Below are 15,131 nucleotides of genomic sequence, written 5' to 3' on the forward strand. Positions count from 1 at the left end.
GCTATATCCTGTGCCTCATGAGCGAAACCTCCCGCGATATCTCCCCAGACGAGACGGACTTCGGATTCCGCGCTGTGCCGCGCGCGGAGAAGAAATCCATGGTGCGGGCCGTGTTCCAGAGCGTGGCGCCGCGCTACGACCTCATGAACGACCTGATGTCGCTCGGCATCCACCGGGCCTGGAAGCAGATCTTCACAAGCCTGCTCGATCCCCGGCCGGGCAGGAGGCTGCTCGATCTGGCAGGCGGCACGGGTGACATCAGCTTCGGCTGGCTGCGCCGTGGCGGGGGGCCGGCGATCCTCTCGGATATCAACCTCGCGATGCTGGAGGTCGGCCGTGACCGCGCGATCGATCGCGGCCTGATCGGCGACCTTCGTTTTTTGGTGGCGGATGCCGAGGCGCTGCCGATTCCGAGCGGATCCATCGATGTCGTCACCATTGCGTTCGGTCTGCGCAATTGCACGGACAAGGCGGCTGTTCTGGCGGAGGCGCGCCGGGTCCTGCGGCCGGGTGGCCGGTTCTTCTGCCTGGAGTTTTCTCGGCTGGAAGTTGCGGCGCTTATTCCGCTTTACGAGGCTTGGTCCTTCAAGGTCCTGCCGCGGCTCGGCAAGATGTTTGCCGGCGATGCGGAGAGTTACCGATACCTGGCGGAGAGCATCCGGATGTTTCCGGACCAGCAGGAACTCGCGGAGATGATGCGATCGGCAGGACTGGGCCGCGTGGTCCTGCGGAATCTTTCCGGTGGCATCGCGGCGATCCATTCGGGCTGGCGGCTATAGGAGCCAGAGGCTCAGACTGTTGTCATACCAACTTCCGTCGGCCTCGGTCGTTACCGATAGCGATGGGTCGTTGGCTGAGTAGGAATCACGATGGCTGATCTCTCTGGCCTGGCCGGAAAACGTGTTCTCCTCATCGTCTCCGGCGGGATCGCGGCCTACAAGGCGCTCGAACTTATCCGCCTGCTCAAGAAAGAGGATGTCGGCGTGCGCTGTGTGCTGACGCGCGGCGGGGCGCATTTCGTCACCGCGCTCTCCCTGCAAGCGCTGTCGGAAGAAAAGGTACATGAGGACCTCTTCTCGCTGACCGACGAGAGCGAGATGGGACACATCCAGCTTTCCCGCTCAGCCGACCTCCTCGTCGTGGTGCCCGCCTCGGCTGATCTGCTGGCACGGATGGCAGGCGGTCTGGCCGATGACCTCGCGACGACCCTGCTGCTGGCCACCGACAAGCCCGTTCTGGTAGCGCCGGCGATGAATGTGCGGATGTGGCAGCATGCCGCGACAGTCGCCAACCTCGCCACGCTGAAGGCGCGCGGCGTGCAGGTGGCGGAGCCGGGCGAAGGTGCCATGGCCTGCGGTGAATGGGGCCCTGGCCGTCTCGCCGAGCCGCCGGAGATTCTGGAGGCCATCGCGGGCCTTCTGGCGCCTCGGCCGAAGCCGCTCGCCGGGCGTCATGCTCTCGTCACCAGCGGCCCGACCCATGAGCCCATCGACCCCGTGCGCTACATCGCCAATCGCAGCAGCGGCCGCCAAGGCCGTGCCATCGCCGCCGCCCTCGCGGCTCTCGGCGCGCGGGTGACGCTGGTGCGTGGGCCCGTGTCGATCGCCGACCCAACCGGCGTGACGGTGGTGCCGGTCGAGACGGCGGAGCAGATGCGGGACGCCTGCCGTGATGCGCTGCCGGCCGATGTCGCCGTCTTTGTCGCGGCGGTGGCGGATTGGCGGGTCGCGGCGCCTGAGGCGCGGAAGCTCAAGAAGGTGCCGGGCGGTGCGCCGCCGGAACTGCGGCTCGTCGCCAATCCGGATATCCTGGCGGAATTTTCGCTTCCTGGCCCCGATCGCCCGCGTCTTGTCATCGGCTTTGCCGCGGAGACGGACGATCTCGTCGCCAATGCCGTGAGCAAGCGACGGCGTAAGGGATGCGACTGGCTCCTGGCGAACGATGTTTCGAAAGCGGGAGGTGCCATGGGCGGCGCCACGAACAGCATCCAATTCGTGACCGCCGAGGGCGTCGAGAGCTGGCCGCAATTGCCGAAGGAGGCCGTGGCGGCGAGGCTGGCAGAACGCATCGCTGTAGCGTTGGACCCGTCATGACCGGCGGTTCGGCCGAGATCGCGGTTCAGCGGCTGCCTCATGGTGAGGGCTTGCCGTTACCCGGGTATGCCACCGCCGGGGCCGCCGCGATGGATCTGCTCGCGGCGGTGGACTCCCCGCTGGTTCTGGCTCCGGGCGCTCGGGCCGCGGTGCCAACCGGTTTGATGGTGGCGCTACCGTCGGGCCACGAGTTGCAGATTCGGCCGCGCTCGGGGTTGGCGCTCAATCACGGGCTGCTGGTGGCGAACTCGCCGGGAACGGTGGACGAGGATTACCGGGGGGAGATCAAGGTCATCCTCCTCAACACGGGCGACGCGGCCTTCACCGTCACACGAGGCTTGCGTATCGCCCAGGCGGTGCTGGCGCCGGTGACGCGGGCGGTGTGGCGGGAGGTTGAGGCGCTGGACGAGACGGCCAGGGGTTCCGGAGGCTTCGGATCGACAGGCACATAACGAAAACTGCATGTCACGGCCAGTAATAGGCTCGCAGGATCACCAGCGGCGTGGCGATAAGCCCGGCGCAAAGCGCGGCGACGGGCAGAATGACCCAAACGCCTCGCGGCAGGCGAAGCAGTATGCGGAACCTGGGTATCGCGAGGATGAGAATGGGCAGGAGGGGCAGAAAGTAGCGCCCCTGCACACCCTCGATCAGCGACGCGCCGACCGGCGTCCAGGTCATATAAAGGGTTAGATATATAAGCAACAAACAACACAGGAGCATGCCCAGCACGGCGAGACGCCCGAGCGTCGCGTGGGGGCTCGCTTCAGGCGTTGCGCGAGTGGGTTCCGGCTTGGGGATCGCAACGGCGGTCAGTCCCGCCGCGATGGCGGCGAACCACAGAGCATAGACTGGCAAGGGCAGGGGGATGTCGAGGAAGCCGAAGAGGCCGACGCACTCCTCGCTCAGGGTCTTCCAATGTGCCGCCAGGGAATGCAGCGGCAGAAGCACGGCCTGGACGGGATGATGCAGCAGCACTGTGAGTTGCGCGCCGGCATTGGACGAGCGGAAGAGCCGATGAGGATCGCCCGGCCAAAGCGGACCGGGCAGGTAATCGACGCCCGCCCGGAGCGGCACGGCGACCCAACGGGCCACCGCCGCTGACCATAGAAGTGCGGGTGCAGCCATAAGAGCGCTCTTCAGCAGGCGCTCGCATAGCGGGCGGCCAGGTGATCCCGCGACGAATGGCAGCAGGACGAGCGGCAAATACGGCGGCCTCTGCATGATGACGAGCGCGAAGATCACCGCGCCCCACCAGTCGCCCCGGCGATCTCCGCGCGTGAAGATAGAGACGCCGAGGCAGGCGAGTGCGATCAGCAGCCCGTCCTGCCCGGCGGCGGAGGCAAGGGCCAGCGTCATCGGCAGGCCCAGCACGACCAGCAGCATCAGGCGGCCACGACGCGCGAGCAGCAAAGCGAGGCCGCCGATCGCGAGGAAGACGGCCACATTGGCGAACCTTGCCCAATGGATCGCGGCATAGGGGCCGAAGCCCAGCAGGCGCGCCGTCCCGAGGCCCATCGCGGCGGGAATGTAGGTCAGCGGTCCGTAAGCGGCCGTGTTCGGCGCGCTCATGAAAATCGGCTTTGGCCACCAGGGTAGCGACCGCAGCATCTTCAGCCGCGCCGGAGAGACCTTCTTCTGTGCCAGAGGCGTAAGAAGATCGAAGCCCTGGGCGGCGACCGCGAGGCCAGGATCGGAGGTCACTCCGGCGTCCGGCGCTCCGGTTCCCGGGTTGAGCGTCGCGACCCTGTGCCCGATCAACTGGCCGTGGAGCAGGCTATCCGCGCGCATGAGATGCATCGGCTCGTCGGGCGGCTCGCCTGTCGGCATCATCACGGCGAGGATCAGCAGCACCGGGGCCGCCAGCAGCACGAAGGCGAGAACGGCCAGCCAGCGTTCCGTGACCTTCGGCCGCGCCCTGGGCTCGGCGGTCTCTGCGAGGCCGCGGCGATCCAGTTCCAAGGAAGCGCGCCCTGTCATCGCTTCGTCATCCAGCATCCAGGTGACAGGCGGCGGCGCACTAGGATAGAGGCCCCTACACAAACCGTCGGCGTCCTCCTAAGCGATCAATCCCACCTATCCAAGGCGCCGCATGACGATTTTGGCTCCGCCTGCCTTCGTGAACGGCCGCCGCATGCCCAATCTTTGGGACGGTGCGGCGATCCTCTGCGTGCTCGGTGTCCTGGTTCTGGTCGCCCATGCGGCGCAGGGAACGCTGGCGCCGCTGCCGCATCCGAATGCGACGCCAATCCATCTCGATCCGCGCTATCTGCCCTTCTACGCGCTCCGCACCACCATGCGGATGTTCGCCGCGCTCTTCTTCTCGGGCCTCTTCACCCTGACCGTGGCGCCGCTGGCCGCCAAAAGCCGACGTATCGGGCTCATTCTGATCCCGGCGCTCGATATCCTGCAGTCTGTGCCGATCCTGGGCTTTCTCTCTTTCACAGTGCTGTTCTTCATGAGCTTGTTTCCCGGCCGCGTGCTGGGGGCGGAACTCGCGGCCATCTTCGCGATCTTCACAAGCCAGGCCTGGAATATGGCCTTCAGCTTCTATCAGTCTCTCACCACCGTGCCGCGCGATCTCGACGAGGCGTCCCGCGCCTTCCGGCTGACCACCTGGCAGCGGTTCTGGCGGCTGGAGGTTCCCTTCGCCATGCCGGGCCTGGTGTTCAACACCATGCTGTCGATGTCCGGCGGCTGGTTCTTCGTGGTCGCGTCGGAGGCGGTGACGGTCGGCAATACGACCTTTCTGCTGCCAGGGATCGGTTCCTACGTCTCGGTCGCGCTCCAGCAGCGCAACCTGCTCGCGGTTTTCTACGCCATCCTCGCGATGCTCGCGGTCATCCTGATCTACGACCAGCTTCTGTTCCGCCCGCTCGTTGCCTGGTCGGCGAAGTTCCGCTTCGAGATGACGAGCGGCGGCGGCGTGCGCGACCCCTGGGTGCTGAGCCTGGTCCGCCGCACCCACCTGTTGCGGGTGATGGGCGAGGCGCTCGGGGATTTCGCGGCGCGGCTCGGTGGCCTCCGCCTGCGGGTCTCGGTCTTCGCCGGGCTGGAGCGGCGCGCCAATCCCCGGGTCGTCGATGTATTGTGGTTCGGCTTTATCGGTATCCTGGTGGCGCTCGCGCTGTGGCGCATCGTTGCCTTCGTCGCCGGCACGATCACGCTTAGCGAGTTCGGCCATGTGGTTCTGCTCGGAGCCTATACGCTCGCGCGGGTTGCCGCTGCGATCGTGATCTGCACCCTCGTCTGGGTGCCCATTGGAGTATGGATCGGGCTGCGGCCGCGCTGGGCGCAGCTTATCCAGCCGATTGCGCAGTTCCTCGCGGCCTTCCCGGCGAACCTGCTGTTCCCGGTCATCGTCATCGTCATTGTCCGCTTCGCGCTCAATCCGAATATCTGGCTGACGCCGCTGATGATCCTCGGCACGCAGTGGTACATTCTGTTCAATGTCGTGGCCGGCGCCTCGGCCTTCCCCACGGATCTCAAGGAGGCTTCCGCCAATCTGCGCGTGCGGGGGCTGCTATGGTGGCGCCGCGTCATCATTCCCGGCATTTTCCCCTATTACGTTACGGGCGCGCTAACCGCTTCGGGCGCCGCCTGGAACAGCTCGATTGTCGCCGAGGTGGCGTCCTGGGGTCACACCACGCTGACGGCCACCGGCCTCGGCGCCTATATCGCTGAGGCAACGACCAATGGGAACGGCGCCGGCATTATGCTCGGCGTCTGCGTCATGACGGGCTACGTCTTCCTGCTAAACCGCGTGCTGTGGCGCCCGCTGCATGCTTATGCCGTCCGCCGCCTGACCTTCTAACCGAGAACCCCCGGCTTCCGGAGTGCCGCCCATGGACCAGATCGCACCCGTCGAGGGCAAGGCCGCGGGAGAATTGCTCGTCCGCGTCGAGGGCTGCCGCCAATCCTACCACAAGGAAGCTTCGGCCGACGTCATCGTGCTCGACGATGTCAATCTGTCGCTGCGGCAGGGCGAGATCGTCGGGCTGCTCGGCCGCTCCGGCTCGGGGAAATCGACGCTGCTGCGCATCGTTTCCGGCCTGCTCAAACCGACAGCGGGCGAGGTGCGTTGGCGCGGCAAGCTGCTCGATGGCCCGGCCGAGGGCGTGGCGATGGTTTTCCAGAGCTTCGCGCTGTTTCCGTGGCTGACAGTCGAGGAGAATGTCGAGCTTGGGCTGGAGGCGCAGGGTGTGGCGCGCGCGGAGCGTCATAGCCGCGCCGAGGATGCGATCGATCTGATCGGGTTGGGCGGGTACGAGAACGCCTATCCGAAGGAGATGTCAGGCGGCATGCGCCAGCGCGTCGGCCTCGCCCGCGCCTTGGTGGTCCATCCCGACCTGCTGCTGATGGACGAGCCCTTCAGCGCGCTCGACGTGCTGACGGCGGAAACGCTGCGCACCGATCTCATCGAGCTTTGGTCGGAAGGGCGGCTGCCGGTGAAGTCGATCCTGATCGTAACGCATAACATCGAGGAGGCGGTGCTGATGTGCGACCGCATCCTGGTGTTCTCCTCAAATCCGGGCCGTGTCGCGAGCGAATTGCTGGTGTCATTTCCGCATCCGCGCAATCGGCTGGACCCCGCGTTCCGCCAGATGGTGGACGACATCTACGCGCTGATGACGCGGCGCCCCGTCGAGCCGCCCAAGCCGCTGGTGGCGGAGCGCGGCACTGTGGCCGCGGCGCCGCAGAGGACAACGGAACCTCTCCCGACGGTTTCCACCAATCTCATGGCAGGACTCATGGAGACGATCGCTGGCGAGCCTTACAATGGCCGCGCCGATCTGCCGGCCCTCGCGAACGCCTTTCAGATGGAGGCGGATGAGTTGCTGCCGATTGGCGAGGCCTTGCAGCTACTCGGCTTCGCGGTGTTCGAGGAGGGCGACATCGGCCTCACCGATAACGGCCGTGGTTTCGTTGAGGCTGAGACCGACGAGCGCAAGGAGCTTTTCGCCGCCGCGGCCCGGCTGCATGTACCGCTGATCGCCCAGATCAAGCAGGTGCTGGAGGAGCGCTGGAATCACCGCGCCCCGGCGCTGCGCTTCCGCGATGAGCTGGAGGACCACATGTCTCCGGATTACGCAGCAGCCACGATGCGCGTCGTGATTTCATGGGGCCGCTACGGCGAATTGTTTGGCTACGATCAGGAGGCTGATCAGTTCACGTTGGAAGACGAGGACGAGAAGGAAGATTGAGAGGGGTTCCCTGGGCGTTTTCGATTTCCACCTTGAGTAATTGGCGAGTGTGATGATCGATACGGAACCGTTTCGCAAAGATCCGTCATGGCACGCGGAGGCGTGCCATCCACGCCTTGCCTTCGTCACGCAAGCAAAGGCGTGGATGCTCGGCCTTCGCCGAGCATGACGTGAGAGAGTGGTTCCCGACCAACAATCCTGAAATCCGCCTCTCGCTTCGGCGCGGCGGGCTGTGGTAGCCGGGGCAGATGGTGTCGCCACAGTTTGATCTCGCAAAACTTCCCGGTTCCCGGATCGTCTCGGTGGCCCGTCTCGCCTTCGGACATCCGGAGACCGACATTCTGTGCTTCGGCGAATCCGACCAGCCGAGCCCCCATGGCGCGCGCACGGCATTGCTGGAAGCGCTCGACCGCGGTGAGACGCGCTATCCGGATGTGCGCGGCTTGCCATCCCTGCGGGAATCGATCGCCGAATACCTCACCGGACTGCATGTGCGGCCGGTCGATGAAAGCCGCATCCTCGTTACCGCCTCGGGCATGGCGGCGCTCGCCATCGCGCTGAGCGCCATCGTGACGCCCGGCAGTCGCGTCGTTTTGCACGAGCCCGCCTGGCCCAATGCCGGCAATGCCGCGCGGCTCCGTGGTGCCGAGGTGGTGGTGGTGCCGTTGGACGCGTCGCCGGAGGGGCGTTTCAGCCTGGACCTCGCCAAGCTGGATGCCGCGCTGGCCGGCGCGCGCTGCTTCATCCTGAACTCACCGAATAACCCGACCGGCTGGACCGCGACGGCGGAGGAATTGCGCGCCATTCTCGAACTCTGCCGGCGGCACGGCTGCTGGCTGTTGTCGGACGAAGTCTATAGCCGGCTCGTCTATGACGGTTCAGGCGTGGCACCCTCCATCCTGGACATCGCAGGGCCGGATGATCGGGTCATCGTCTGCAATAGTTTCAGCAAGACCTGGGTGATGACCGGCTGGCGGCTCGGCTGGCTGGTGGTGCCCGAGGGCACGCGTGATGACCTCGCCGAACTCATCGAGGTCACGCATTCCGGTGTCGCGCCCTTCATCCAGCGCGGCGGCCTCGCGGCCATCGCTGATCCCACGGCGCTGCTCGGCTTCCGTGCCCATTGCGCCGAGGGGCGGGAGATCTTCCGGCAACAGGTCGCGGGACTGCCGGGCGTCATCTACGCATCGCCCGATGGCGCCTTCTACGCTTTCCTCAAAGTGGCCGGTGTGCGGGATACCGTCGCCCTCGCCCAGGATCTGGTGATCCATCACAAGGTCGCCGTCGCACCCGGCTCGGCTTTTGGCGAGAGCGGCGAGGGGTGGTTGCGCGTCTGCTTCGCGATCGCGCCGGACCGTTTGTCGCGTGCGGTCAGCCGGCTTGCCCAGGGATTGGCGGCGCTCGCGCCGGCGAACCGGGCGGCATGAACCTTTGTTCGGTCTGTGGCGCCCCGGTGCGCCCGCCCTATGAACCACCGGCGGCGGAACTCTCGCCCGATCTGGACTTTCGGCAGGGTGAGCCCGCGCGTTCGACGCTGAAGCGCTGGATTGCCGAATGTTCGGGCTGCGGCGCCGCCGCTCCGGACCTCACTGCGCTCTCGACCGAGAGCGGAGAAGTCGTGCGGAGCGATCCGGAATATGCGGCGATCCGAAGTCAGGCGCCGGCTTTCGCGCGGCCGTTTTTGCTCTGGGCGCTGATTTGCCAGCGCGGGGACAAGCAATGGGGCGCCGCTGAGGCGCTGCTACAAGCCGCCTGGTCGGCCGATGATGCCGACGAAGCCGAATGGGCTGTGGCGTGGCGCGCTCAGGCCGCCGGGCTTTGGCCGGAGAGCAAGGAAACTCGCCCGCGCCTTTGCCTGATCGATATCTACCGCCGCGCCGGAGACTTCCCGAATGCCGCCGCGGTCGCGGAATCCTTGGCCTTGTCCGAACTCGACGAGTCCTCCGTCGCGATCCTCGATTTCCAGCGGCGGCTGGTGGCGGCGCGAGAGACGGGTCGGCAATTGCTGAGCAGCGCGCTGCGGCCACCGGCGACGCGCCCGCATGTTTCCTACAAGCAGAAGATGGCGCCGCGCCCTGGCGGGTTCTGGCATCGCCTGATGGGACGCGGCTGACATGGCGCCGCATTTCCGCATCGAGAAGTCGCTCGGCGGCCGGGTGGCGGGGCTGGACGAGGTTGGGCGCGGGCCGCTCGCCGGTCCGGTCGTCGCGGCGGCCGTGGTTTTCCCGCGTGGTCTGCCGCGCGGCCTGGGTAAGCTGCTCGATGACTCGAAGCGCCTCACCGCGGAAAAGCGGCTGGCCGCCTCGATCGCGCTCTATGCTTGCGGCGCGGCGGAGATCGGGGTCGGCGCGGCTTCGGTGGCGGAGATCGCGCGCCTCAACATCCTGCATGCGAGCCTGCTTGCCATGCGCCGCGCGGTCGCCAAGCTGCCGAGCCCGCCGGATCATGCGCTGGTCGATGGCAACATGCCGCCGAAACTGACTTGCGCCGTGCGCTGCGTGATCGGCGGCGACGCGACCAGCTTCTCGATCGCCGCTGCCTCGATCATCGCGAAGGTGGCGCGCGACCGGCTGATGGCCCGACTCGCTGTGCGCTTCCCGCATTACGGCTGGGAGACCAATGCCGGATACGGCACGCCCTTCCATTGCGCCGCGCTGGCCGAGGTCGGGGTAACGCACCACCACCGCCATGGTTTCGCTCCGGTGCGGGCGATTCTGGCGGGGGCGCTGGGGTCGCAGGCTAGCCTGGATTGGGAGATGCTTGACCCGGCATCGCCGATGCTGATCAACTCGCCAGCCGGATAGACTTCTTGCATGCGGAACAGATGCGCCGTGCGGCGCCGGTGGCGCGCGGCATGAGGGGAAACGTGGACCTCACCCGCGACCTGCCGCTCGACCAGCTTCTGCTGGGCGACTGCATCCAGCACATGCGGATGCTGCCGCCGGCCTCGGTTCACTGCGTCTTCGCGGATCCGCCCTATAACCTGCAGCTACAGGGCCAGCTTCGCCGCCCTGATGACAGCCTGGTCGATGGCGTTGACGAGGAGTGGGACCGCTTCACCGACTTCGCCGAATACGACCGCTTCACGCGCGAATGGCTCACCGAATGCCGCCGCCTGCTGCGGAAGGACGGCACGCTGTGGGTGGTCGGCTCCTACCACAATATCTTCCGCATCGGCGCGATCCTGCAGGAACTCGGCTTCTGGGTGCTCAACGACATCATTTGGCGCAAGGCCAATCCGATGCCGAATTTCCGCGGCCGCCGCTTCACCAATGCCCATGAGACGCTGATCTGGGCCGCGCGCGGCAGGGACAGCCGCTATCGCTTCAACTATCAGGCGATGAAGACCTCCAACGACGATCTGCAAATGCGGAGCGACTGGTTCATCCCGCTCTGCGGCGGGCCTGAGCGGCTGCGCAACCAGCACGGCCTGAAACTGCATCCAACGCAGAAGCCCGAGGCGCTATTGCATCGCGTCCTGCTGGCATCGACGGCCGAGGAGGATATCGTGCTCGACCCCTTCGCGGGCACCGGCACGACCGCTGTCGTCGCCAAGCGTTTGCATCGGCACTTCATCGGGATCGAGCGTCATCCCGCCTATGTCGAGGCGGCCTGGGGGCGGCTGCGCGAGACCAAGCTGCTGAGCCTGCAGGCGCGTTCCGTTACGGTGTCGCGCAAGGAGATGCCGCGCATCGCTTTCGGCACGCTGGTCGAGAGTGGTGCTATCGCGGCCGGTACAGTGCTGACGGATCGTCAGCGGCGGGTGTCCGCCGTGGTGGGCGCCGATGGCAGTGTGAGTGCCGGCAATATGCGCGGGTCGATCCACAAGGTGGGTGCCGCGTTGCAAAGCGCGCCGTCCTGCAATGGCTGGACCTTCTGGCATTTCGAGCGCGCGGGCGTGCTGGTGCCGCTCGACGTGCTGCGCCAGCCGCCTCCCGCCTAGGGTTGTTGCTGTTGCGGCTGATCCAGGATCGCCCCTCGCCGAACCACGACGCGCGGGAGGAGCCGGTCGATATCCTGGTGCTGCATTATACCGGCATGCAGAGCGCGGAAGCCGCCATCGAGCGGCTATGCGATCCGGCCTCCCGCGTCTCCGCGCATTATGTCGTCGAGGAGGACGGCCGCATCTGGCGGCTGGTAAAGGAAGGGCGGCGGGCGTGGCATGCCGGCGTGTCCTTCTGGCGCGGCAACGAGACGCTGAACGGCCGCTCAATCGGCATTGAAATTGTCAATCCGGGCCACGAATGGGGCTACCGGCCGTTTCCATCGGCGCAAATGGCGGCGGTGACGGAGCTGTGCCAGGGCATTCTGTCGCGTCACGCCATCCCCGCGCGCAACATCGTCGGGCATAGCGACATCGCACCGGACCGCAAGCAGGACCCGGGCGAGCTTTTCGATTGGCCGGGTCTAGCGCAGTCGGACATCGGTCTGTGGCCGGACTTCTCGGCCGCGCCCTCAATCCAGGCCTCGGCCGAGCGGCTGCGCGCCGATCTCGGCCGTATCGGCTATCCGATCTCCGGCGACCTTGCGACCGTCGTCACCGCCTTCCAGCGCCGCTACCGTCCGGCGCGGGTGGATGGCCAAGGCGATGGCGAAACCGTCGCGCGCGCGGCCTTGCTCGCAACGCTTGTGGACGGCGCCGTGGGTTGACGGCGCTAACCTCGCGGCGCAAGGACACGCGGCCAGACGGTTGGACGGCCGCTGTCATGCTCGCAAGGGTGTGGTGGAGGAAAGTCCGGGCTCCACGGGAATGCGGTGCCGGCTAACGGCCGGCGGGGGCGACCCCAGGGAAAGTGCCACAGAAAACAAACCGCCCACCGAGGTCGGACGCAGGTCCGGCTCGTGGGTAAGGGTGAAACGGTGCGGTAAGAGCGCACCGCCCCGGCGGTAACGTCGGGGGCAGGGCAAACCCCACCGGGAGCAAGACCGAATAGGGGCGGCCGGCGAGATGGCATGCGCGAGCATGGCGTGGACGCGAGGGCATTCCCGCCCAGTCGCCCGGGTTGGTCGCGTGAGGCACGCCGCGAGGCGGGTCCCAGAGGAATGGCCGTCCAAGACCGCGCGAGCGGTCCGGACAGAACCCGGCTTACAGACCGTCTGGCGCTTTCAAGGCAGGATTTTGGCAATATATCGTTTTTGAAACGAACAGCTAAAACATTGCGAAAGCATTAAACCCAATATTCAAAACAAGAACAGATCATAAACAAGGAGTGGCTTCGGGCTTTGTCAGTCAGCGTAAGTGGAGCCGCCTAATTCTTTGTTTTTCACAGAGTTTCCTCGGATTTTTCCTGTCCCAATTTGGTAAATCCCTTTGACGCCCAATTTTGCCCATGGTAACCCATGACATCCCAAACGAAGCCGTGATCGTTTGAACGGGTTCGTTTCAGTAGCGCCAGGGCAGGCAGAGCCAACGGGAATGGAAAGGGGGCCGGATGACGCATTTCCTCGGCACCCACCAGAACAGGTTGGACGCAAAAGGACGCGTTTCGGTTCCAGCGACTTTTCGTTCCGCGCTTAAGGCTCTGGACGATGGGCAAGAGGGTGGCGCCGGCATGGTGCTGCGGCCGTCCCACAAGCATGATTGCATCGAGGCTTGGCCGCTTGCGACGTTCAAGGAACTCGCGAATCCGCTCGATCGCCTCGACCTCTTTAGCGAAGCGCATGATGATCTGGCGTCCGCGCTTTACGCGGATTCCTACGCGCTGGAAGCCGACAAAGAGGGTCGCATTATTCTTCCGGAGCCGTTAGTCGCCCATGCTGGATTAACGGACATAATTGTCTTCATGGGACTCGGACGGATCTTCCAGATTTGGGAACCCGCGGCCGCGGAGCGTCGCCGGGCGGAGGCGCGAGACCGGGCGAGGGCGCGCAGCCTGACGCTGCCCGGAGGAACCACCTGATGTCTCGCCATCTCCCTGTCATGTTGACCGAGGTTCTGCTGGCCCTCGCGCCGGCCGAAGGTGCCGTGTACCTGGACGGAACCTTTGGTGGCGGCGGTTATACCGCCGCGATCCTTGGCGCCGCGCAATGCACCGTCTGGGCGATCGATCGTGATCCGGATGCGATCGCGCGCGGAGCCGCTCTCGTCGCGGCGCATCCTGGCCGATTGCATCTGATCGAAGGTCGCTTCGGCGATCTCCTCCGTCTGCTCGCCGAGCGCGAGGTTGGAGCGCTTGACGGTGTGGTGCTCGATCTCGGTGTTTCCTCCTTCCAGATCGATCAGGCGGAGCGCGGTTTCAGCTTCCGCCAGGATGGTCCGCTCGACATGCGGATGGGCCGGGAAGGGACGAGCGCCGCCGATCTCGTCCGCGACATGCCAGTTGACGATCTTGCGGACCTGCTCTTCCGATTCGGCGAGGAGCGGCAGTCCCGCCGTATCGCGCGCGCGATCGTGGCGGCACGGGCCGAGACGCCGATCACCACCACCGGGCGGCTTGCCAGCATCATCCGCAGCGTCATGCCGAAGGATGGCTCTGGCATCGATCCCGCGACGCGCAGTTTCCAGGCACTACGCATCGGCGTGAACGATGAGCTGGGCGAGATCGAACGCGGTCTGGCTCAGGCTTGCCGCGCACTGCGGCCGGGCGGCCGGCTGGTCGTCGTTTCTTTCCATTCCCTCGAAGATCGGATCGTCAAGCGCTTCATGACAGATGCCTCCGGCCTCACCCCCGCGCCGTCCCGCCATGATCCTCGCGGCCTGATGCAGATGGGAAGACCGGAGTATCGGTTGCTCACGCGGCGCGCATTGAGACCGAGCGAGGCAGAGGTTGCCGCAAACCCCCGCGCACGCAGTGCCCGGCTGCGCGCTTTATGCCGCATCGAGGCGGAGGCCGCCGCATGATCCGTCCTGTCACCTGCATCTGTCTCGTGCTCGCCGCCGGTTCGGGTCTCTATCTGTATCAGGTCAAGCAACGGGCTTTCGTGCTCGATGCTGATCTGCGCTCGACTTATCACTCGATCGACATGGCGCGCGACCGCACGCGCATGCTGCGCGCCGACTGGGCGCTCATGAACGATCCCGAGCGGCTCCAGGCGCTCGCCGACCAGTATCTTTCGCTCAAGCCGATGGCGCCGTCCCAGCTCAAGACGCTCGACCAGCTTGCTTCCGCGCTGCCGGCACCGGGCACGACGCGAGACGGCAAGCCCATCGTCCCGGTCCCCGCGCTGCCGGGGCCGTCGCTCGGTGTTCCAATGGTCTCGGCGACGCCGCCGAAGCTCCCTGGCGTAGCTGATACCGGGCCGCGGCTTGCTCTGGCGCCGCCTGTGCAAGTCACAACGCCCTTGCAGGCGGCACCGCCCGACCAGACAGCGCTTCAGGCACCTTCGGCCCAGCCAACGCCCGATGTTTCGCTGGACGCGGACGCGGATGCGCTGCCGGAGCCGCCCGTCGCTCAGCCGCCCGCGCCGCCTTTGGCGGCGTCGGCGCCGGATACGCAGGTCGCCGTCAACGCGCCTCTCGCCCCGCCGCGTCCCCTCGCGCCACCGGCCGTTGCGAAGCGGCCAGCGCATGTGCGTGCCGCGGCGCACAAGCCGGAGCCGCCGACTGACCAAATCGCCAGCGGTGATGCGACGACTTCCGCCGCTGGTCTGGCACCCGCCATCGCGAGGCCGCGCCACCACCATCAAGCGGCGCCGAGCTTCGTGCGTGCTCCTGGCCAACTCTATGCGGCGAACGAGCCTCCCGCACGGCCACCGGCGCCGTTGCGGACCGCAATGCCGATGCGCATCACGCCGCCGGCCGCGACCGTTATGTATAGGGCGCCAGTATCCGGCTCCTCGCTCGGCATGGCGGCCGCTGATTTGCCGCCGCCGCGTCCGCTCTACTCGTCGCAATAGG

The 15,131-nt window shown here is 66.3% G+C and carries 14 protein-coding genes and 1 other RNA gene; 14 read left to right on the plus strand and 1 reads right to left on the minus strand.

Going from position 1 to position 15,131, the window contains the following annotated elements; genetic code table 11:
* The first annotated feature begins 17 nt into the window (after positions 1-17).
* The 3 genes from GSQ83_RS27210 (at position 18) to dut (ending at position 2,545) form a co-directional block, all read left to right on the plus strand.
* The gene (locus GSQ83_RS27210) at positions 18-779 is read left to right on the plus strand and encodes a class I SAM-dependent methyltransferase (protein WP_158805986.1); all 762 of its coding nucleotides are present in this window, start codon (positions 18-20) and stop codon (positions 777-779) included.
* 90 nt (positions 780-869) lie between these two features.
* Positions 870-2,093: a bifunctional phosphopantothenoylcysteine decarboxylase/phosphopantothenate--cysteine ligase CoaBC gene (gene coaBC, locus GSQ83_RS27215; RefSeq protein ID WP_158805987.1), complete on the plus strand. Its 1,224-nt coding sequence runs from the start codon at positions 870-872 to the stop codon at positions 2,091-2,093.
* Positions 2,090-2,545 carry a dUTP diphosphatase gene (dut, locus tag GSQ83_RS27220; RefSeq protein ID WP_158805988.1) on the plus strand — a complete coding sequence of 152 codons (456 nt, stop codon included), beginning with the start codon at positions 2,090-2,092 and terminating at the stop codon, positions 2,543-2,545. Before coaBC ends, dut begins: the two co-directional genes overlap by 4 nt.
* A 13-nt stretch (positions 2,546-2,558) precedes the next feature.
* Here the strand turns inward: dut and GSQ83_RS27225 are convergent, their stop codons facing one another.
* Positions 2,559-4,052 carry a DUF2142 domain-containing protein gene (locus tag GSQ83_RS27225; protein WP_158805989.1) on the minus strand — a complete coding sequence of 498 codons (1,494 nt, stop codon included), beginning with the start codon at positions 4,050-4,052 and terminating at the stop codon, positions 2,559-2,561.
* A 130-nt stretch (positions 4,053-4,182) separates the two neighbouring features.
* Here GSQ83_RS27225 and GSQ83_RS27230 point away from each other — a divergent pair, with 130 nt between their 5' ends.
* From GSQ83_RS27230 to GSQ83_RS27280, 11 genes are all read left to right on the plus strand, one after another.
* On the plus strand, positions 4,183-5,904 hold the full coding sequence (locus GSQ83_RS27230; protein WP_158805990.1) for an ABC transporter permease subunit: 1,722 nt from the start codon (positions 4,183-4,185) through the stop codon (positions 5,902-5,904).
* A 31-nt stretch (positions 5,905-5,935) separates the two neighbouring features.
* Positions 5,936-7,294 (plus strand): AAA-associated domain-containing protein, encoded by a 1,359-nt coding sequence (locus GSQ83_RS27235; RefSeq protein ID WP_158805991.1) that lies wholly within the window; start codon positions 5,936-5,938, stop codon positions 7,292-7,294.
* A gap of 248 nt (positions 7,295-7,542) precedes the next feature.
* Positions 7,543-8,721 (plus strand): pyridoxal phosphate-dependent aminotransferase, encoded by a 1,179-nt coding sequence (locus GSQ83_RS27240; protein WP_158805992.1) that lies wholly within the window; start codon positions 7,543-7,545, stop codon positions 8,719-8,721.
* A gap of 26 nt (positions 8,722-8,747) precedes the next feature.
* Positions 8,748-9,407, plus strand: coding sequence for a hypothetical protein (locus tag GSQ83_RS27245; RefSeq protein ID WP_216850604.1), 660 nt, complete (start codon positions 8,748-8,750; stop codon positions 9,405-9,407).
* 1 nt (position 9,408) lies between these two features.
* Positions 9,409-10,098, plus strand: coding sequence for a ribonuclease HII (locus tag GSQ83_RS27250; RefSeq protein ID WP_158805994.1), 690 nt, complete (start codon positions 9,409-9,411; stop codon positions 10,096-10,098).
* Between the two features lie 50 nt (positions 10,099-10,148).
* On the plus strand, positions 10,149-11,237 hold the full coding sequence (locus GSQ83_RS27255) for a DNA methyltransferase (protein ID WP_158805995.1): 1,089 nt from the start codon (positions 10,149-10,151) through the stop codon (positions 11,235-11,237).
* A gap of 17 nt (positions 11,238-11,254) precedes the next feature.
* Complete coding sequence (locus GSQ83_RS27260) at positions 11,255-11,944, plus strand: N-acetylmuramoyl-L-alanine amidase (RefSeq protein WP_158806102.1); 690 nt, start codon at positions 11,255-11,257, stop codon at positions 11,942-11,944.
* Positions 11,945-11,976: 32 nt separating this feature from the next.
* An RNA gene (rnpB, locus tag GSQ83_RS27265) (RNase P RNA component class A) lies at positions 11,977-12,399 on the plus strand.
* A gap of 327 nt (positions 12,400-12,726) precedes the next feature.
* Positions 12,727-13,194, plus strand: a complete 468-nt coding sequence (mraZ, locus tag GSQ83_RS27270; RefSeq protein WP_158805996.1) for a division/cell wall cluster transcriptional repressor MraZ — start codon at positions 12,727-12,729, stop codon at positions 13,192-13,194.
* A complete protein-coding gene (rsmH, locus tag GSQ83_RS27275; RefSeq protein WP_158805997.1) occupies positions 13,194-14,135 on the plus strand; it encodes a 16S rRNA (cytosine(1402)-N(4))-methyltransferase RsmH in 942 nt (313 codons plus the stop codon). Before mraZ ends, rsmH begins: the two co-directional genes overlap by 1 nt.
* On the plus strand, positions 14,132-15,130 hold the full coding sequence (locus GSQ83_RS27280; protein ID WP_158805998.1) for a hypothetical protein: 999 nt from the start codon (positions 14,132-14,134) through the stop codon (positions 15,128-15,130). Before rsmH ends, GSQ83_RS27280 begins: the two co-directional genes overlap by 4 nt.
* Position 15,131 lies beyond the last annotated feature (1 nt).

It is taken from the genome of Acidisoma sp. L85 (assembly GCF_009765865.1).
In the GTDB taxonomy this organism is placed as follows: domain Bacteria; phylum Pseudomonadota; class Alphaproteobacteria; order Acetobacterales; family Acetobacteraceae; genus Acidisoma.

Coding starts and splice junctions, on each gene's coding strand:
- GSQ83_RS27235 (WP_158805991.1), top strand. CDS start 5,936: ATGGACCAGATCGCACCCGTCGAGGGCAAGGCCGCGGGAGAATTGCTC.
- coaBC (WP_158805987.1), top strand. CDS start 870: ATGGCTGATCTCTCTGGCCTGGCCGGAAAACGTGTTCTCCTCATCGTC.
- dut (WP_158805988.1), top strand. CDS start 2,090: ATGACCGGCGGTTCGGCCGAGATCGCGGTTCAGCGGCTGCCTCATGGT.
- GSQ83_RS27240 (WP_158805992.1), top strand. CDS start 7,543: ATGGTGTCGCCACAGTTTGATCTCGCAAAACTTCCCGGTTCCCGGATC.
- GSQ83_RS27255 (WP_158805995.1), top strand. CDS start 10,149: ATGAGGGGAAACGTGGACCTCACCCGCGACCTGCCGCTCGACCAGCTT.
- mraZ (WP_158805996.1), top strand. CDS start 12,727: ATGACGCATTTCCTCGGCACCCACCAGAACAGGTTGGACGCAAAAGGA.
- rsmH (WP_158805997.1), top strand. CDS start 13,194: ATGTCTCGCCATCTCCCTGTCATGTTGACCGAGGTTCTGCTGGCCCTC.
- GSQ83_RS27250 (WP_158805994.1), top strand. CDS start 9,409: ATGGCGCCGCATTTCCGCATCGAGAAGTCGCTCGGCGGCCGGGTGGCG.
- GSQ83_RS27280 (WP_158805998.1), top strand. CDS start 14,132: ATGATCCGTCCTGTCACCTGCATCTGTCTCGTGCTCGCCGCCGGTTCG.
- GSQ83_RS27210 (WP_158805986.1), top strand. CDS start 18: ATGAGCGAAACCTCCCGCGATATCTCCCCAGACGAGACGGACTTCGGA.
- GSQ83_RS27230 (WP_158805990.1), top strand. CDS start 4,183: ATGACGATTTTGGCTCCGCCTGCCTTCGTGAACGGCCGCCGCATGCCC.